The 17,358-nt window shown below is 71.5% G+C and carries 21 protein-coding genes; 3 read left to right on the top strand and 18 right to left on the bottom strand.

The window, feature by feature from the left end:
- Positions 1 to 2 precede the first annotated feature (2 nt).
- From AAHG03_RS12540 to AAHG03_RS12490, 11 genes are all read right to left on the bottom strand, one after another.
- A complete protein-coding gene (locus AAHG03_RS12540) occupies positions 3 to 3,890 on the bottom strand; it encodes a baseplate multidomain protein megatron (RefSeq protein WP_342151002.1) in 3,888 nt (1,295 codons plus the stop codon).
- Positions 3,891 to 4,150: 260 nt separating this feature from the next.
- Entirely contained in the window at positions 4,151 to 4,597 is a 447-nt protein-coding gene (locus AAHG03_RS12535) for an NlpC/P60 family protein (RefSeq protein WP_342151001.1), read from the bottom strand.
- Between the two features lie 10 nt (positions 4,598 to 4,607).
- Positions 4,608 to 5,501: a DUF2163 domain-containing protein gene (locus AAHG03_RS12530; protein WP_342151000.1), complete on the bottom strand. Its 894-nt coding sequence runs from the start codon at positions 5,499 to 5,501 to the stop codon at positions 4,608 to 4,610.
- Positions 5,502 to 5,511: 10 nt separating this feature from the next.
- Positions 5,512 to 6,153: a DUF2460 domain-containing protein gene (locus AAHG03_RS12525; protein ID WP_342150999.1), complete on the bottom strand. Its 642-nt coding sequence runs from the start codon at positions 6,151 to 6,153 to the stop codon at positions 5,512 to 5,514.
- A 12-nt stretch (positions 6,154 to 6,165) separates the two neighbouring features.
- Positions 6,166 to 6,759, bottom strand: coding sequence for a phage tail tape measure protein (locus AAHG03_RS12520; protein ID WP_342150998.1), 594 nt, complete (start codon positions 6,757 to 6,759; stop codon positions 6,166 to 6,168).
- Positions 6,756 to 6,992: a phage tail assembly chaperone gene (locus AAHG03_RS12515; RefSeq protein WP_342150997.1), complete on the bottom strand. Its 237-nt coding sequence runs from the start codon at positions 6,990 to 6,992 to the stop codon at positions 6,756 to 6,758. Before AAHG03_RS12515 ends, AAHG03_RS12520 begins: the two co-directional genes overlap by 4 nt.
- The gene (locus AAHG03_RS12510) at positions 6,989 to 7,312 is read right to left on the bottom strand and encodes a gene transfer agent family protein (RefSeq protein ID WP_342150996.1); all 324 of its coding nucleotides are present in this window, start codon (positions 7,310 to 7,312) and stop codon (positions 6,989 to 6,991) included. The genes AAHG03_RS12515 and AAHG03_RS12510 overlap by 4 nt, the downstream gene beginning before the upstream one ends.
- 8 nt (positions 7,313 to 7,320) lie before the next feature.
- On the bottom strand, positions 7,321 to 7,731 hold the full coding sequence (locus tag AAHG03_RS12505; protein WP_342150995.1) for a phage major tail protein, TP901-1 family: 411 nt from the start codon (positions 7,729 to 7,731) through the stop codon (positions 7,321 to 7,323).
- A gap of 31 nt (positions 7,732 to 7,762) precedes the next feature.
- The gene (locus tag AAHG03_RS12500; RefSeq protein ID WP_342150994.1) at positions 7,763 to 8,188 is read right to left on the bottom strand and encodes a DUF3168 domain-containing protein; all 426 of its coding nucleotides are present in this window, start codon (positions 8,186 to 8,188) and stop codon (positions 7,763 to 7,765) included.
- Positions 8,185 to 8,502 carry a head-tail adaptor protein gene (locus AAHG03_RS12495; protein WP_342150993.1) on the bottom strand — a complete coding sequence of 106 codons (318 nt, stop codon included), beginning with the start codon at positions 8,500 to 8,502 and terminating at the stop codon, positions 8,185 to 8,187. Before AAHG03_RS12495 ends, AAHG03_RS12500 begins: the two co-directional genes overlap by 4 nt.
- Before the next feature lie 40 nt (positions 8,503 to 8,542).
- Entirely contained in the window at positions 8,543 to 9,115 is a 573-nt protein-coding gene (locus tag AAHG03_RS12490; RefSeq protein ID WP_342150992.1) for a head-tail connector protein, read from the bottom strand.
- 32 nt (positions 9,116 to 9,147) lie between these two features.
- Between AAHG03_RS12490 and AAHG03_RS12485 the strand changes: the two genes are divergently transcribed.
- Together AAHG03_RS12485 and AAHG03_RS12480 are read left to right on the top strand one after the other, a co-directional pair.
- Entirely contained in the window at positions 9,148 to 9,897 is a 750-nt protein-coding gene (locus tag AAHG03_RS12485; RefSeq protein ID WP_342150991.1) for a trypsin-like serine protease, read from the top strand.
- Between the two features lie 134 nt (positions 9,898 to 10,031).
- A complete protein-coding gene (locus tag AAHG03_RS12480; RefSeq protein ID WP_342150990.1) occupies positions 10,032 to 10,874 on the top strand; it encodes a S1 family peptidase in 843 nt (280 codons plus the stop codon).
- A gap of 69 nt (positions 10,875 to 10,943) precedes the next feature.
- On the opposite strand, the gene AAHG03_RS12475 is transcribed toward AAHG03_RS12480, so the two are convergent.
- The 6 genes from AAHG03_RS12475 to AAHG03_RS12450 form a co-directional block, all read right to left on the bottom strand.
- On the bottom strand, positions 10,944 to 12,209 hold the full coding sequence (locus AAHG03_RS12475) for a phage major capsid protein (protein WP_342150989.1): 1,266 nt from the start codon (positions 12,207 to 12,209) through the stop codon (positions 10,944 to 10,946).
- Positions 12,210 to 12,243: 34 nt separating this feature from the next.
- On the bottom strand, positions 12,244 to 12,714 hold the full coding sequence (locus AAHG03_RS12470) for an HK97 family phage prohead protease (RefSeq protein ID WP_342150988.1): 471 nt from the start codon (positions 12,712 to 12,714) through the stop codon (positions 12,244 to 12,246).
- A gap of 54 nt (positions 12,715 to 12,768) precedes the next feature.
- Positions 12,769 to 13,929, bottom strand: a complete 1,161-nt coding sequence (locus AAHG03_RS12465; protein ID WP_342150987.1) for a phage portal protein — start codon at positions 13,927 to 13,929, stop codon at positions 12,769 to 12,771.
- Between the two features lie 60 nt (positions 13,930 to 13,989).
- Positions 13,990 to 15,294: a DNA-packaging protein gene (locus tag AAHG03_RS12460; protein WP_342150986.1), complete on the bottom strand. Its 1,305-nt coding sequence runs from the start codon at positions 15,292 to 15,294 to the stop codon at positions 13,990 to 13,992.
- Complete coding sequence (locus tag AAHG03_RS12455; protein ID WP_342150985.1) at positions 15,218 to 15,592, bottom strand: hypothetical protein; 375 nt, start codon at positions 15,590 to 15,592, stop codon at positions 15,218 to 15,220. Before AAHG03_RS12455 ends, AAHG03_RS12460 begins: the two co-directional genes overlap by 77 nt.
- Before the next feature lie 194 nt (positions 15,593 to 15,786).
- Positions 15,787 to 16,434 (bottom strand): hypothetical protein, encoded by a 648-nt coding sequence (locus tag AAHG03_RS12450; protein WP_342150984.1) that lies wholly within the window; start codon positions 16,432 to 16,434, stop codon positions 15,787 to 15,789.
- Between the two features lie 2 nt (positions 16,435 to 16,436).
- Between AAHG03_RS12450 and AAHG03_RS12445 the strand changes: the two genes are divergently transcribed.
- Positions 16,437 to 16,610: a hypothetical protein gene (locus AAHG03_RS12445; protein ID WP_342150983.1), complete on the top strand. Its 174-nt coding sequence runs from the start codon at positions 16,437 to 16,439 to the stop codon at positions 16,608 to 16,610.
- Positions 16,611 to 16,729: 119 nt separating this feature from the next.
- Here AAHG03_RS12445 and AAHG03_RS12440 read toward each other — a convergent pair whose 3' ends face one another.
- Complete coding sequence (locus AAHG03_RS12440; RefSeq protein WP_342150982.1) at positions 16,730 to 17,341, bottom strand: hypothetical protein; 612 nt, start codon at positions 17,339 to 17,341, stop codon at positions 16,730 to 16,732.
- Positions 17,342 to 17,358 lie beyond the last annotated feature (17 nt).

Here is a 17,358-nt window from a genome sequence, read left to right as displayed (position 1 = left end):
GATTACGTCTGCACGCTCACCCGCGCCCGGCCCGCGGGGCCGCGCCCGCCGACGGTGCCGAGCTGCGCCACCGCGAAATCGATCTCGGTGACGGGGCCACCGAAATCGGCCGCCTCCTGCGCGTAGAGCAGGCTCGGGCCGGTGGCGGTGAGGCTGCGCCGGAGCGCGCCGTCGGGTCCGAGGATGTCGATGGCGTAGGCCTCGGCCGGCTCGTCGAGAGGCACGTCGGCGGGCTCCCAGGCATCCGCGTCGCGCCGGGCCCGGCGGGTCCACGAGAGCCGCAGGCCCCCTGCCTCGCGCCGCGCCCGCAGGTGGACAGGCGCCAAGGGGACGAAGGCGATCAGCCCCGCGGTCGCCTCCAGGCCGATGAAGGCCGGATCGGCCGGGTCGCGTCCCGCCGGCCCGATCCGGTAGAGGAAGCGGCGTCCGGCCTCGTCCAGCCGCTCGACCAGTGGCACGACCGCGCCGTCGTCGAGCCGCACGATCAGGCTGCCCGCGGGCGCGGCGCGCCCGGCCGCCGCCTCGCTGCCCGCGAGCCCGCGCAGCAGCGTCGTCAGCCGCCACGTGTCCGGCCCGGTCAGGGTCGCACCGGCCGCCGAAAAAATTTCGACGGCGCCGTCGGGCCCGATGAGCGCAAACAGGTTGGTGCCCGCGAGCGCCGCCGCTTCCGTGACGGCACCGAACCCCTCCGCATGGCGCAGCCGCACGTCGAGCCGGGCGTTGCGGTCGAACCGCCAGAGGGGACCGGGCGGCAACGGCGAAAGAATCTGCCCGAGGCAGGCCGGATGATCGACGAGGCGATGGAGCGCGAACGGCGCATCCGCGCCGCCTGAGCGCCAGACCGCGACGACACCGGGCCAGGGCTCGGCGGCGACCGCGAGATAGGAGAGCGGGGTCGGCTCGCCCCGAGTCACCGGCAGATCGAGGACGCGGGCGAAGACCGGGCCGGGCAGCGCCGGCGGCGTCCGACGCGGCGGCGCGGCCGAGCGGGCAGGACGGGCATCGCGCCCCGCCGCCGGTACGCCTTGCGTCTCGAACCGGCGGCCTTCGGGCGAATCGTCGATGCGGGCGATCCGGTGCAGGGCGCCGCCGGGCAGGCGCAGGCGGTCGCCGGGCTCCAGATCGAGCCGGCGCGGACTCAGGGCGAGCGCCGCGGTCTCGCGCCCGGCGAGGCTCGCATCGAGCAGGGCCTCCGCCAGGTCCTGCGCCGCGTCGCGCCGCGTCACCACGGCCGCCTCGACGCGCACCTCCCGCCGCCGGGCGCCGCCGGGGCGCTGGGCCGCGGCCGACGCCCGGCGGTATTCCGCGCTCTCGCCGTCCGAGAAGCCGATCTCGACCGCGCGAGGCAACGCGCTCTCCTCGGCCCGCACGAGGTGCAACGGAGCGTCCTCGCGCTCGGCCAGGACGAGGTCGTCGGCCGCGATGGTCACGGGCAGCCGGCCCTCGGGCCCGCCGATCCGCAGGGTGCCGGCGGAGACCGAGACGTCGAGGCCGTAGAGGCGGGCGAGCGGCTCCAGCGCCTCGCGGGCCGAGAGCGGCCGGTCAAGGACGTAGCCGTCGAGGAAGCCCGCAGCCTCGATCACGGCCGGCGCGTCGATGCCGAGATCGGCCAGGATCGTGGCGATCAGCCGGTCGAGGTCGAGCCCCTCGATGCGCCCCGTGATCCAATGGCCGAGCGCCCAGTTCTCGGCATCCGACCACACGCTGCGGAAGTCCGGAAAGGCGGGAAACGGCCGCGCATCCCACGCCCAGACGAACACGTCCTCGGGCGCGATCATCCGGCCGCCGTAGACCGGCGAGACCGGATTATGAGCCGGCTCGAAATTCGTTGCAGTCGGATCGAACCGAGAGAGGATCGCCTCCAGGCCGCGGATTTGGATTAGGTCGTCGCGGAAGCCCCGCGAGAAGGGCGGCGCCGCGTTCTCCGAGGATTTCGGATCGGGAAACACGTTCGGGCCGTTGGTGCCGCGATCGACCGCGGGCACCCCAATCTCGGTGAGCCAGATCGGCTTCGATTTCGGCACCCAGGCGGTCGGACCGGTCTCGACGCCGTTCGTCCGCTCGACATGCGGGTTCGACCACCACGCCACCAGATCCTTGGCGCGGTAGACCCACGGCTTCCCGTAGGCGCCGTCGGTAATCGGCGTGCGCACCTGCGCGGCGCGATCCTCGGGGCCGGCGTAGAACCAGTCGAACGCCTCGCCCGCGCCGAGGCGGCGCTTGAGATAGGCGCGGTCGTAGACGCTTCCCGCCTCCGCCGCGTCGCGGTGGCCGGTGCCGTCGCGCCAGTCGGAGATCGGCGGATAATAGTCGATGCCGACCGCGCTGATCGCCGGATCGGCAAACAGCGGATCGAGGGGGAAGCTCAACGAGGCGCCGCCCTCGCGGACATGGGCGCCGTACTCGGTCCAGTCGGCGGCGTAGACGAGCGCCACATCGGGGCCGAGAGTGGCGCGCACCTCGCCCGCGAGCAGACGGAAGCGCTCGACCGCCGGATAGCCGCTCGGGCCCCGCACGCGGGTGAGGCTCGCGAACTCGCTGCCGAGGATGAACCCGGCAAGCGGGCTGCCCGCCGCGGCCCAGCCGGCGGCGAGGCCCGCGTAGTGCAGGATCATCGCCCGGTAGCCCTGCGGCCCGGCGAAGAAGTTCTGGACCTGATCGGCCGCGCCTTGCGTCCCGTCCGGGGTGCCGGGCAGGCAGGGGGCGGGATCGCAGGTGATGCGCCCGCGCCAGGGGTAGGGCGGCTGCGTACCGGACGGGTTGCGCGGGTCCGGCAGGGCGTTGCCCGCCGCCACGTCCATCATCACGAACGGGTAGAGCACGGCGGACAGCCCGCGGCGGGTCAGTTCCGCCACGAGGCGGGTCAGGCCCACGTCGGAGGGCGTGCCGCCATAGGCGGCGACATCGCCGGAGCGCGAGACGGCGGTGGCGCTTGCGCGGGTGCGGCCGGCAACCGCCCAGTCGGCACCCTTCGTCACCTTGGTCGCGGAATCGACCCGCGGCGTCACGGTGCAACGGCCCGCGCGCAGGTCGTCGCCGAACCAACTCGCCACCACCGAGACGCGGACGAGGTTCGGGCACAGCGCCTGCAGCGCGTCGAGGGAGGCGATCACGTCGCTCGCGCCCTGGAGCTGAAAACGGTTAGCCGGCTTCGTCGCACCGAAACCCGCATCCTCGCTGACCGGCACCGGATCGAGCCCGAACTCGGTCGAGCCGGGGATCAGGCAGACGGCGCGGACTTGGTTCGCCAGCCCCTCGACCGGTCGGATCACCTCGAAGGCGAATTGCGGGATGCGGTTGCCGAACTCCGCCAGCGGCAGCCGCTCGAACACGATGTAGGCGAGGCCGCGATAGGCGGGCGCGTTCTCCGCGCCCTCCTTGGCGACGACGAGCGGGTCGGGCTCCTGCATCGCGCCGCCGGTGTGGAGGCGGTAGCTCACGGTCGTCAGGTCGATCTCGGTGCCGTCGGCCCAGACCCGGCGAACCCAGGCGATCTCGCCCGCGCAGAGGGCGACCGCGAGGTCGGCGAAGTAGCTGTAGGCCGTGCGCACGGTCTTCTGCCCGCCCCCCCCGCCCTTGGCGCCGGAGCGGGTGCGCTCGACCGTGGTGTTGGCGACCTCGAGCGGGCGCGTCGCCCAGATCAGCGTGCCGCCGATGCGGGCGCGGCCGTAGACCCGCGGCACCGGCGCGCCCTCGGTCGAGGTGAGGCCGGCGACATCGGTGAGGCGCGGCCCCTCAATGAGGCGGGCGCCCCCCGCCCCGCCGAACAGCGCGTCGTCGAGCGCCGCCCCACCGGCCGCGCCGACGACGCGGCCGATCATCCCGCCGATGGGCCCGCCGAGCGCATTGCCGACTGCCTCGCCGGCCGTCTGAAGGACGATCGTCGTCATGGCGGGTCCTCCGTGTGGGCGTGAGGGGTTGGATCGCTTCGAGCGCCACCGGATCCCCCTCTCCCCGCACGCGGGGAGAGGCCGCAGGCACCTCGTCGTGCCTGCGGAAGCGGAGGCGAAGCCGGAGCGGCGGTGAGGGGGCGGCTCCGAAAGAGCCTCTTCCGTCGAAGCCCCCTCACCTTCGGCTGCCGCCTCGCCGCGCCGACGACGAGGTCGTCGCGGCCCTCTCCCCGCACGGCGGGGCGAGGGGATGCGTCGGATCAGTCGACGCCCGGGAAGCGAAAGGCGTGGGCGAGGTGGCGGCGCCACCACGGCGTCAGGGCGACTTCGGTCACGGCCGCGCCGTCATGGGCGTGGATCATCGCGGCCGGGCCGGTGGCGATGGCGCAATGCTTTGCCGGCAAATGGGCGCGGAAGGCGAAGAGCAGCACGTCGCCGGCCTGCGGCACGTAGGTCGGCAGCGAGGTCGGCACCGGCACGAGATGGCGGCGCGCGGCCTCGGCCAGGGGATCGTCGCCCGCGGCGGATTCGGCCCAGGAGGCGGCGTAGGGCGGCGGCGCCTCCGGCTCGGGGCCGAGCACGCCGCGCCAGACGCCGCGCAGCAGCCCGAGGCAGTCGCAGCCCACGCCCTTCAGCGAGGCCTGATGCCGGTAGGGCGTGCCGGCCCAGGCGCGGGCCTCCGCGACGATTCTGTGCGGGATGTCCATCGACGCTTCCTCACCGGAACAGGCTGGCACCGTCGAGGCGGGCTGAACCGCCCTCGACGCCACGCAACACGAAGTCGTTGCCCGGCATGTGCGGAAAACCCTGGAAGTTGACCGCGTTGGCGAAGCGGTCGCGGCAGGTGGCGAGCCGCTTGTCGCAGCCGGCCGTGAGCCGGAGTGCGTCGCCCGGCACGACCGGCCGGGGCGGCGGCTCCCACAGGTCGAGCAGAATACTTGCGCCGTCGCGGCTCTCGGTCCGCAGGTCGGCGGTGGCGCCCGCGTTGGCGCCACCCGTCCAGATGAGGCGCCCACCCGAAAACCAGCCGGGGGCGAAGCTGCCCGCGAGCGTGACACCGAGCCGACCCGGCTCAGGGTTGGCCAGCACGGTGCCGGTGGTGCGGTAGCGCGGATCGGTGAGGTCGATCCGGCAGCGGACGTCGCCGAGATCGGCGTCGCAGGTCGCCCGGAAGGTGCGGCCGGTCGGCACGTCGAGGCGGTGCATCAGCCCGCGCAGCTCGGCCACGAACGCCCCGCCGGCCCGGCGCAGCTCGCCGAGGCTCGCGACATCGAGGAGCAGGCGGGCGTCGGGCGTCGTCCAGTCCACCAGCCAGGTCTCGATGCCGGCGCCGTCGTAGAGGCCCGCGGCCACGTCGGCCTCGGCGATGCCGGTCGAGGTCAGCGCGCCCGCCACCTCGCCGCCGCCGACGGCGAAGCCGAGTTCGACCGACGCTTCGGCCGCCTCCAGCCCGGTGCGGGCCTCGTAGGTGAGGCCGCCGAAGCTCAGGTCGCGGTCGTGGTCGGTGAAGCCGAAGCTGACGCCGTCGCGGCGGTGCAGGGCCCAGCATCGGCAGAGCGTGGTGGCGCCGCCGTCGAGGCGGGCGGCGAGCGCAGTGGGGATCGTACGCATCGGTGTGGTCTCACGGCACGATCTCGACCAGCGGCACCCGCGGCACCTCGCCCGCGGTGAAGGCGGCGAGATCGATGGACAGTTCGTCGGTGTCGAAGCGGACCGGCACGTCGAACTCGAAGCCGGCGGTGACGGGTGCGCCCGCGGGCGGGGCCGCGCCGGGGATGAAGGTGACGAGGCCGGTCGCCGAATCGCAAGCGGCGCGGCCTGCCGCCACCTCGACGCCGGAGACCGCGATCCGCACCGAGCCGGCCACCGGCTTGGCGATGGTGCGGCGGTAGGGCGCCGGGCCGTCGCCGTAGGTCTTGGCGAGCGGGAAGACGCGGGTCGCGCCGTCGCCGGTGCCGATGCGCTGGTCGGTCGGGGTGACCGCCCGCGAGGGCGGGCCGGAGCGGTGATCGACCCGGTCGCGGTAGCGGAAGCCGTAGAGGCGCCCGCGCCGCTCCTCGAAGAAGGCCAGCACGGCGTGCAGCGCGTCGAGCGTGCGGATGCCGAGGCCCGCATCGTAGCGGCGGCGCGAATCCGCCCAGCGGCTGTTGCGGTGTTCTCTCCCCGAGGCCAGCGTGACGATCTCGGTGCGCCGCACCGGGCCGCCGCTGCCCCGCAGGGCCACGTCGAGGGGGAAGCGCACCTCGTGGAAGTCGGAGGGCATGCGAACGAACCTTCACAAGGCGCGCCGGCCGCGGGCGACCGCGCGGGCGAGGCGGGCGGCGACCTGGGCCTCGGAGCGGCGGAAGCCCTCGATGTCGGGGGTCGCGATGTTGACGGTGACGGCGACCGGGCGTTCGGCCCCGCCCGCAGCGACGCCGAGGCGGCCGTCGCTGCCGCGCCGGAGCGGCAGGATCGCCTCCGGCCCGGCCTCGCCCACGAGGCCGAGATCGCCGCCGAGCGGGAAGTAGGTGGGCGCGGCCACGACCCCGCCCGCCGCGAACGGCCGCACACGGGCGCTCCCCGACCCGAGCCCGTCGAGCACGCCGCCGCGGGCGAAGGCCTTGGGGCTGGCGGCGGAAGCGGTGCTCGAACTCAGCAGCGTCTCGACCAAGCCCTTCACCCCGGCCTTGAGCGGATCGAGCGCGGCTTTCGCCGCCACGCCCGCGAGCTTGGTCGCGAGCGTACCGAGCAGGCCGTCGAGCTGGCGCCCGGCATTGAGGTTCTGGTTGAACGCCGCCGACAGGCTCTGCCCGAATTTCTGGGCGAGCCGGTCGAGGGTTTCGAGCTGCCTGACGCGCTCGGCGGTGCTGCGGTCGCTCTCGCTCATCGAATTGGCTCCGGATCCGGGTGGGCGGCGATGAGGCGCGCGAGGTCGGCCCGGCCCAAAGCCGCGCCGGCGCTTTGGGGGCTCAGGCCCGCCGCGGCGGCGATCTCGCGGGGCGTGGCGGCCCAGAAGTCGCGCGGGCGCCAGCGCAGGGTGGAGAGGCCGAGCGCCATCACGGCGTCCCACGGGAAGGCGGCGGCCTGCGCCGCCGGCGCCGTCCCGCCCGTGGGGCTCAAGGGTTTGGAGTGGCCTCACCGAAGGCCGCGGCGAGCGTCTCGCCGAGCGCCGCGGTGACGGCGGAAAAACCGCCCGCCAGCGGCAGGGCGGCGACCGCCGCGTCGTCGAGGGCGTGGCCGCCGCCGCGGAGCGCCGCGCCGAGCAGCACGATGAGGTCGCGGGCGCTCAGGCGCCCACCCTCGAACCGGGCGGCGAGCCCGGCGAGGTCGCCCGCCGCGAAGGCGTCTTCCAGTTCGGCGAGCGCCCCGAGCGTCAGGCAGAGGGTGTAGCGCTCCGCGCCCAAGACGAGGGGCACCTCGCCGCGTCTGCGGTTGGCCATGGCGAACCTCAGGACGCGGTGAAGGTCAGCGGCCCGGCGGAATCGAGGGCCATGTCGTAGGTCACCTCGCCCGCGTGGTCGCCGCGGTATTCGAGGCTGGAGATCTGGAACAGGCCCTCGATCGTGCCGAAGGCCGGCACCACGATCTGGAAGCGGTCGATCGTGCCGTCGAAGAACATCTGCCGCAGCCGCAGGTCGGAGGCCTCGTCGCGAAAGACGCCCGCTCCGGCGATGGCCGCGCGGCGCACGCCGGCCCCGTCGAGCAACTCGCGCCAGCGCCCGACGGAATCGGCGTTGGTGACATCCACGGTCTCGGCGTTGAAGGCGATCTGGCGGGCGCGCAGGCCCGCGACGGCGATGAAGCCGTTCGTCCCGTCCTTGACCCGGATCAGCAGGTCCTTGCCCTTCTGTGCGCTCATGGTCGGCTCCGGTCAGTCTTTGGGATCGGGATCAGGCGGCCGAAACTTCGGTCACGGCCGCGAAGGTGAGGGTCGCGCGGGCCTCGCCCGTGCGCTCGTCGCGGGTGGCCGCGAGGGTGCCCAGCCGCAGCAGGACGAGGGCGTGGCCGGTCAGGCTCAGCGCCGCGTCGTCGAGGAGGGCGGCGATGCGCTCGGCGGCGTCGAGGGCGGTGCGGGTCGAGCCGGGCTTGGCGATCACGTGGAGCGCCAGGGCATGGCGGTGGCGGCGCGCGCCCTCGACGGAATCGTCGCGGACCTCGCCGTCGCCGAACAGGGCGTAGACGGGCGTCGCGCCCCGCGGCGGCTCGTCGTAGAGCCGGACCACGCCGCCCATCAGCGCCGCGAGCGCGGCGTCGCCGCCGAGGCGTGCGAGAATGCCGGCGCGCAGCGCCAACAGGGGGCTCAAGGTCGCGCTCACGATGCGGCCTCCTCGATCACTTCCTCGACCTCGCAGACGAGGGCGCGGCGGGCCCCGTCGGGATCGTCGGCGGAGCGGATGGCGAAGCGGCGGGCGCCGTCGGTCAGCCGCATCGCGGGGACGATGCCGGCCCGGTAGCGCAAACGGACCCGGTAGCGCCCGCCCCCGGTGCCCGAGCCCAGCGGCTCCAGCGCGCCCCACAGGACCGGCCCGGCGACGAAGCGGCGCAGCTGCCCGCCGAACCCGTCGGGCTCGTCCACCGGCCGTTCGAGCACGAGGCGCCGCCGCCGCACGCCGAGAGACGCGTGGGTCATGGCAGAAGTCTCCCTGAAAGCTCGGGTGCGGGGCGGACGGCTACAGCCGCATCCGCCGGCAGGCGGCGCAGAGGCCGGCCGCCGCGAGCGGCAGCGCGCGGGGCGGGCCGGCCTCGGAGCCGTCGCCGCGGTTCTCGAACCCGTCGGCCACCGTCAGGCGCACCGCCTGCGCCAGCGGCTCGGGCACCGGCGGGCCGTCGCCGCCGCAGCCCGCGATCACCTCGACGAGGATGGTGCGGTCCTCCAGGGCGGGCCGGTCGCGCCCGATCGTCAGGCAGGGTGCATCCCAGGGGTCGGGCCCGAGGCCGACCGGCGCGGTGATCGGCGTCACGTCTCCGTTCGACTCGACGAGGCCGACCCGCTCGACCGCGACCAGCGGGCTCAGCGGCAGCGGCAGCAGGCCGTCGGCGGGCCAGCGCAGCATCAGCACCCGGAAGCGGGCGCGCCGCAGCAGGCGGCGGGACGCCGCCTCGACCGCGGCGCGGGCGCTCGCGATCAGGGCGAGCACGAGCGCGTCCTCGGCGGTCTCGTCGGAGCCCAGCCGCAGCACGGCGCGCATCTCGGCCAGTGTGACCGGCTCGACGCCGAGCTCCGCCACGCGTATCGGGGTCATGCCGTTCTCCGTAAAGCCATGTTTCCGATCCGATGACCGCGCCGCACCCGCCCGTCCGCCGCGCCCCGCTCCGGTGCGCGCTCGTGGCGCTCGCCTGGGTCGTGTCCGTCCCGGCCGGGGCCATCGTCGGCGGGCACGAGGGGGCGGACCTGCCCGGTGCCCGCTCCACCGTGATGGTGCTGACCTCCGGCGGCGGGGTCTGCACCGGCATCGTCGTGGCGCCCGACGCGGTGCTGACCGTGGGCCATTGCGTGGCGGGCGTGTCCGAGAACCGCATCCACTACCGCGACGAGGCGGGGCGCCCCGTGCTCGCCGAGGTCGCCGCCCGCGCCCCGCATCCGGGTTACGACGGCGACGCGATCCGCGGGCGCACCCGCTCGATCGACCTCGCGCTCCTGCGCACCCGCGCCGCCCTGCCGGCCCGGTTCGAGCCCGCGCCCTTGAGTTCGGCAATGCCACGCGCCGGAGCGTCGCTGACGCTCGCGGGCTACGGCGCGGCGCGGGGCAACGACCGGCGCTCGATCGGCCGTTATCGCGGCGCGGCGTTGTCCGTGGTCGAGCCCTACGGCCCGAGCCGCATCCTGCTCTGGCTCCAGGCCCGCGGGGCGGGCGGCTGCAACGGCGATTCCGGCGGGCCCGTCCTCGACGGCGGCGCGGTCGTGGCGGTCGCCGCCTGGGTCAAGGATGCCTGCGGCGGCCTCACCCAGGCCGTCCTGCTCGGGCCGCAGCGCGACTGGATCGACCGGACGCTCGCCGGCTGGGGCGCGGCGGCCCGGTGGTGATCCCGCCTGACGATGAGCGGAAGTTGATCATTCGGTAGGCCACACCGGGGAACCGGACCTTGGCCGCCGAATTGCGTTCGGATACGCTTCCCGCGCGTCCGGCGTCGGAACGGCCGGATCTTCGGAGAACCGCGATGGCTTCGAGCCCCCTGCGTGCCTGCCTGCTCGGAGCCCTGATCGGTCTCGTGCCGCTTTCGGCCCACGCCGTGGTCGAAGGCCATACCAGCCGCGATCCGTCCGGCCTGCGCGCCTCTGTGGTGCGCGTCGAGAGCAGCCAGGGCGAGATCTGCTCCGGCACGCTGATCGCGCAGGATCTCGTGCTCACCGCCGCCCACTGCGTGATGCGCAAGGCGAGCTACACCGTCTACGTGGTCGATCCCGATTTCCGCCAGCGCCGCCTGCGCGTGGTCGCCGCCTCCATGCATCCCGAATTCGTCCCCGGTACCACGCCGGAGGAGCAGCCCGGCATCGACCTCGCGATGCTGAAGCTGGAGCGCCCGGTCGGCGCGGGCTTCCGCCCGCTCGATCCCCGCGGCGGCGCGATCGGCACCGGCGATTCCGTCGACATCGCTGGCTACGGCGTGCTGGCGGAGAACCGCCGTGGCACCGCCCGGACCCTGCGCACGGCGCAGCTCGTCTCGATCGGTTCGCTGCAGGTCGCCAACCGCGTCACCGTCGTCACCGACGCGCGGCGGATGGCCGAGACCGCGGGCGCGGGCGCGTGCCTCGGCGATTCCGGCGGCCCGATCCTGCGCGGCGGCCAGATGGTCGGCGTGGTCAGCTGGTCGAGCGGCGCCATGCGCCAGGACCGGCGCGCCCGCACCGCCTGCGGCGGCTTCACCGCCGTGACGCCGACCGCCGAGCACACCGGCTGGATCTCCAACCGCGCCGCCGAGATGGAGGCGCTCCCCGCCGATGTCGCCCAGGCCGGCGAGACCCGCTGGGTCGCCCGGCCGGGACGGCGCTCGGCGCGCTGAGCGCGACACACTTTTCGACAATGAGAGGGCGGGCCCGCGGCGAGCGGGTCCGCCCTTCTCGTTTCGCGATCAGCTGAACTTCAGCAGCTTGATCGCATCGAAGTCCTGCACCCCGCCGCCGACGCGCTTCGTGGTGTAGAACAGCACGTAGGGCTTGGCCGAGTAGGGGTCGCGCAGGGTGCGCAGGCCCGCGCGGTCCACCACGAGATAGCCGCGGCGGAAGTCGCCAAAGGCGATCGACAGGCTGCCCGCGGTGATGTCGGGCATCGCCTCGGCCTCGACCACGGGGAACCCCATCAGCGTCGCGGCTCGGTCGGCGGCGAGCGGCGGCTGCCAGAGGTAGTTGCCGTCCGCATCCTTGAACTTGCGGATCGCGCTCTGGACCCGGCGATTCATGACGAAGTTCGCGCCCTGCCGGTAGCCCGCACGGAGCGCGTAGATCAGGTCGAACAGGATGTCGGTCGGGTTCGAGGCCGGGAAGGCGCCCGCCGCCCCGGTCGCGACGAAGCCGAGCTTGCCCGGCACCCAGGAGGCGTTGGCCACCGTGTCGTAGGTGAGGAAGCCCTTGGGCCGGGCGACGCCGTTGCCGGTGACGAAGGCGACGCTCTCCTGCTCGGCGAAGGCCGTCTCGACCTCCTCGGCGAGCCACGCATCGATGTCGAGCACGGCGTCGTCGAGCAGCGTCTGCGTCGCCGCCGGCATGGCGTAGAGTTCCATCGCCGGGAAGGTCAGCTCGGACAGGGTCGGCGAATCGGTCTGCGGTCGCGGCGCGGTCTCGGCGACCCAGCCGGAGGCGGGACCGTTGACGCTCACGGCGCGCTTGTACTGGCCGCCCGAGACCACGCGCACGGTGGCGATGGAGCGGATCGGCGAGATGTTGGCGAGCCTCCGCAGCACCTCGCGCTCGATGGTCGTGGGCACGAGATAGCCGCCGTCCGGGCCGGAGCCCGCCGACAGCGCCTTCTCCTCCAGCCGCTTGAGGCCGCCGCTCTCGCCGGCCCGGACATAGAGGTCGAACGCCGCCTTGTGCTCGGTGGCCGAGCCGTCGCGGGGCGCTTCCGCGCCGCCGAGCGGCGGGCGGGCGCGGTCGAGGCTGATCCGGTCGAGGCGGTTCTTGGCGTGGTCCAGCGCCGCGTCGATGCGGGCGAGCTTTTCCTCGGTGACCACGTCGGAGGCCAGCCGATCCTCGATCTCGGCGAGCCGCGCGTCGTTGGTCTCCTTGAACGCCTCGAAGGCGCGGGCGAACTCCTCCACGAGCCCATCATGGCCCATCGGCACCGCCTTGTTCTCGGGCAGGCCCGCGGGCGCCTTGGTCTCGAAACGGGTCTCGGTCATGGCAATCCTCTTTGAGTTGAAATGTGAGGGGGGGTCAGGCGCAGGCACGCGCCGGCACGAAGGGGCGCAGGCGCGGCAACGGTCGGGTGAGGTGCGGCTGCGAGGCGTGCGAAATCCGCGCGCCGGGCTGGAGCGGGAAGGTCACGAGCGAGATCTCCCACAGATCGACGGTGACGAGCCGCCGCCCGCCGCGCTCCGGCACGGCGCGGGTCGCGCGAAAGCCGATCGACAGGCCGTCGAGGGCGCGTTCGCGCATCAGCGCGTCGAGTTCGCGGGCGCGCTGGACCGCGAGGTTGAGACGGCCCGTGACCCGAAGGCCGCGGGCATCCTCGGCGAGCGAGAGCCAGGTGCCGATCGGCTCGGCCGGATCGTGCTGCCAGAGCATCCGCACCCCGCCCGGACCGCGCCGGGCGAGACTCGCGGTGAACGCCCCCGGCGCGACCGTGTCGCGACCGAGATCGGGCACGCCGAACAGGCTGGCGTAGCCGGTGAAATGGCCATCCATCGAAGGACCTCAGGAATGAAAGAAGACGGGCTCTGCCCGAATCCCGCCGGGGCCTCAGGCCCCGGACCCCGGGACTTGTGCGGGGTAGCCGACCGCTTCGCGCTTCTCGGCCACCGACAAGAAGTCGGCCGACTGGACGCGGCGCCACAGCGATTCCCGCTCGGTCGCCAGCGCCTCGATGCCGTCGAGGTCGGGCTCCAGCCGGGCCGGGCCGAGCGACGGCTCCAGCCAGCGGGCGATGGAATCGGCGGTGCGGCGCACCAGCGGGATCACCGTCTGGCGGTAGAAGGCGCGGTTGGCTTCCGCGTAGTTCGCGTGGGTGTTGTCGCCGGGCAAGCCCAACAGCAGCGGGGGCACGCCGAAGGCCAGCGCGATCTCGCGGGCGGCGGCGGCCTTGGCCTCGACGAAGTCCATCTCCTTCGGCGACAGCGAGAGCGGGCGCCAATCGAGCCCGCCGTCCAGCAGCAGCGGCCGGCCGGCATTGCCCGCGCCCTGATAGCTCGTCTCCAACTCCGCCTTGAGGCGGGTGAACTGCGTGTCGCTGAGCGAAGCGCCCGACGAAGGCGCGAAGACCAGGGCGCCGGAGGGACGCGCGGCGTTGTCGAGCAGCGCCTTGTTCCAGGCACCCGCCGCGTTGTGGATGTCGAGCGGCACCGCCGCCGCTTCCATCGGCGAGAGGCCGTAATGGTCGTCGAGCGGGTTGAACAGGGTCAGGTGCAGGATCGGCGGCACCGCCCCCTCCTGTTCGTAGCGGACCGCGCGCCCGCCGACGCTGTACTCGTAGGCCACCGGCCAGCCGTCGCCCCCGGCTACGACGCGCATCCGGTCGGGGCGAAGGCAGAAGAGTTCGCGCGGCACGCCGTCGATGGACGCCGCTTCGAGATAGGCGTTGCCGGAGACGAGCAGGTGTCCGTAGACCCGGTCGAGGAAGCCGGCGCCGCCCTCGCGCGGGTTCGGCCGGGCGAGCAGAGCGGTCAGCGGATGCGCGTCGTCGGCGCCCGCCAGCGTCAGTGGCAGCGTGGCCGCCGCCTCCGCCACCAGCCGCACCGCGCGATGGACTACGGCGTTGCGTTGAAAGCCCTCGCGGGCCAGCGCCGCGTAGTCCCGCGGCGTCCACACCGCCCGGCCCTCGCCGTAGAGGGCGAGCACCGGGGCCGCCTTCTGCGTGGGCGCGTAGCCGGCGGCGCGGGCGAGGCGTGCGATCAGGCCGGCCATGGGTCTCCTCCGGGCAGCGAATGTTTCACGTGAAATTAACCATGGCGGCCGAGGCCGCGATCACAGTCGGCGCACCCGCGGCTCGGAGGTCGGCGCCAGCATCAGATGCGTGAGCGCCCAGACCAGCGCATCGAGCCGGTCCGGCGAGCCGGCGCCGGACAGGCCGTTGGGGCCGAAATCGCACATCTCGTCCTCGAGCGCGGGCAGCGGCCCGACATGGCGGACGCGGCCCTGCGCGTAGAGCAGCGAGACCGGCTCGGCCCGGATCATCTTTCCCCGCGTCGCCCGCACCGGGAGAACCGGCACATTCGCGTCGGCCTCGGCGAAGACGGCCGTGACCATCTCGCCGCCCTGGTTGACCTCCGCCACCAGGGCGTCGGCCTCCAGCCGGTGATAAAGCGCGAGCGCCGACCGCGCCCAGGCGGCGGGGCTCGCCCGTTCCAGGGTCGCGTCGGCGAGCACGTAGGCGGTGCCGTCGGCGGCCAAGCCGGCCGCGACGATCCCGCAGGCATCGGCCCCCGCCCGCGAGGAGGCCGGCGGATCGACCGCGACCGCGATCCGTCGCAGCACGGGTGCTGCGGCGACACGGGCGCGCTCGATCCCCTCACGGGTCCAGAGCGCGTCCGGCCGATCCTCGATCAGCTCGCCGTCGAGTTCCTGTCGCCCGAGCCGGGTGCCGGCATAGCGGCCGACCACCTCGTCCAGAAAGACCGGCGCGAGGTTTTCCGAGTTGTCGGCGGTGCGCGAGCGGGTCACCGCGGTGCGCGGATCGGACAGCAGCCGCCGGATCAGCGGCACCGGCCGCGGCGTCGTCGTGACGAGGCCGCGGGGACGCCGGCCCAGCCGCAGCCCGAACTGGATCATGTCGTAGGCGGCTTCCGCCTCGCGCCACTTGGCGACCTCGTCGGACCATGCCGCCCCGAACTGCGGCCCGCGCAGGGAATCCGGTTCTTCGGCCGAGAAGGCGAGCGCCACCGCACCGTTGTCGAACACCAGCCGCCGCCGCGACGGCTGCCACGAGGGCGGCACGTGGCCGAGTGAGGGCAGGCCGAGGAGACCCGACGGCCCCTCGATCATCACGTCGCGCACGTCGGCAAAGGTCTCGCCGATGAGCGCGATGCGCCCCACAGCAGCGTCGGTGAAGGCCGGATCGCCGTGGGCCAGCCCCCGCACCCACTCGGCGCCGGTGCGAGTCTTTCCGGACCCGCGCCCGCCGATCACCGCCCAGGTGGTCCAATCACCGGGCGGGGGAAGCTGATCCTCGCGGCCCAGATGCTGCCAATCGACGTCAAGCGCCTGAAGGTGCTTCAGCGGCAGGGTCGCCAGGAACCGAGGCCCTAGTTTCTTGCGCCTCGAACGCTGCATAGCGTCGCGCGAGATCCGCGCGGAGTGCCACGAGGTCGAGGGGCGGACCGCCCGATCCATGCCCCTCCTCCATCCGCAATTCATCGAGCAGGGCCTTGAGGCCGCGCAGGTCCCGCAGCACCTTGGCCGAATCGAACCCACCCGGCGTCACCTCGGCATCGAGGGCGGTGTCGAACCGGTCGATCTGCCGTTCCACATGCGCAAGAAACTTCGCCCGCAGCCGCTTGGCCGTCGGCGCCGGTTTCTTACGTGGCTTGGGGCTGGGCGGCTCATCCTGGGGTTCGGAGCTTCGCGACATCGCGGGGTCTCCATCCACACTTCTTGAGCGTGGGAAATCTCTACCTCAGGAGCGTCGCGCTGTCAATGCTAATTTTCCTAATTATATACCTGAGAAAGCAGACACTGGCTCCCCTTGCCACTACAATGCCTTAGCTAAGGCATTGAGCAGACAGGGTGAGTTCGCTATGGCGGACGCTGAAAAAGTCGAGGAATTTAAGCCTGATCGTTTAGGCGCGGAACCGAGCGACGAGGCCATTCGGGCGGGAGTCCGATTTCTGTGGCGCTCAGGGCGCTTAAGCGAAGAAGCTCCGGGTCCAGACGCTGATCTAGTGCGGGCTCTCGTGCGCGTTGTCCAAGAAAGAGACCGAGTACATAGGCATACATCTTGAGGTCTCTCGATAGAGCCCACAAACTACGCTCCGCGGCCTCAATCATATGTTGCGTGAAAACAGGATATCCTCGCAGCGGATCGGGGCCGTATTTAGCTATATTATTCAGATCTCTTATCATCGGGCGCAATTCGTATTGTTTATCGCGTTTGGCCTGCGGATTAATCATGACCTGATAGTGCGCTATCGCATTTCTAGTTTTTCGCCTTTTCGTTGCCCGATTATACAGAGACTTCCAGCGAGAAAGCACATCACCGCTTGCAAGACGCATCGAAACAGCCGAATGCGTAATGCTTATTTTCACCTCCGGGCTTTGGACGGCATAGAAGCTTGCAAACGCTGGTGCGCTGTTTGGCGCGCCGATGGCTTCCATATAAATTGCGGCCAGCTCATCCTCGACGTGCGCCCAGGCTGTGATGCAGCGGCCTATGGCGGTGTAAAATCGTAGATCGACTTCTTCCTCAGGGGACATTGATGGCCGCCAATGATTCGAAAAAGAAGCCGCAGCTTACCGACGCTGACAAGGCGCTCCTAGAAGCCGATCCCGATTGGGAGCGGATGGGGCAGGCGGCGAAGCAGTTGCTGAGCGAGAGACCATCTAAACAGGGTGCGACGAAGGTTAGCGCACGAGCCAAGAACAATCCCTGATGGGCAGGAGACATTAATGCATCAACATCAAAAATATGGAATAAATGACAATGCCCCGCTCGCCGAAGAGACGGCGCATTCTGTTATAGTAAAATTGCTGCGCGCCGAAATCGCAGATGCTAAGCCTGACGACTTAGCCTTTCTCGAAGGGCAGGTTCCGCGCATAGCGCGAGATATATTGCATCGTCTTTATTCGATGGATGTTGGCTCAGCATCCTTTTAAATTTCATGCCAAATTCACACACCAGATCGTTATGGTCAATGATTTTTTGGAAGTCGCGCTCGCGATAAACATAGATATGCTCCTCACTAATTCCATCATAAGTATGCTTTGGGTTAGCGAGAAGAAATGCATCTGGGATTTCTGGCGAATAACCCCAAGTCCAATGAGCTAATTTATCCCTTCCAGTTTGGCCGGTCTTGGCCGTCTTGATGATCGCCATTAAGAGATCACGATAGTTGTCTTCAAGTACATCATTGGCAACGGCGTTGATTATTGTCGTTTTGGCGTTTTGCGCTTCTAGCGCTAGATACGCAACAGCGGCCGGTTCGCTTGGACCGCCCAACATATGAATATATGTATCGAGCATAAAGCGTTCGACATTTGACCATGATATAATCGCTTCCATTGCAAGCAGTCCAAGTTCGGAATTGTGCCGAAGAGGGCGATCCCCAGCATTGCACATGACGATACTAGCACCGGGCATCACGCGAGACAGGGGTTGAGGCATCAGAGGCTCCATTGGTG

This window comes from Methylorubrum subtropicum, from assembly GCF_038442325.1.
GTDB classification, from domain to species: Bacteria; Pseudomonadota; Alphaproteobacteria; order Rhizobiales; family Beijerinckiaceae; genus Methylobacterium; species Methylobacterium subtropicum.
Note: the sequence above shows the minus strand (reverse complement) of the source record. Positions and strands in the feature narration are given on the sequence as shown.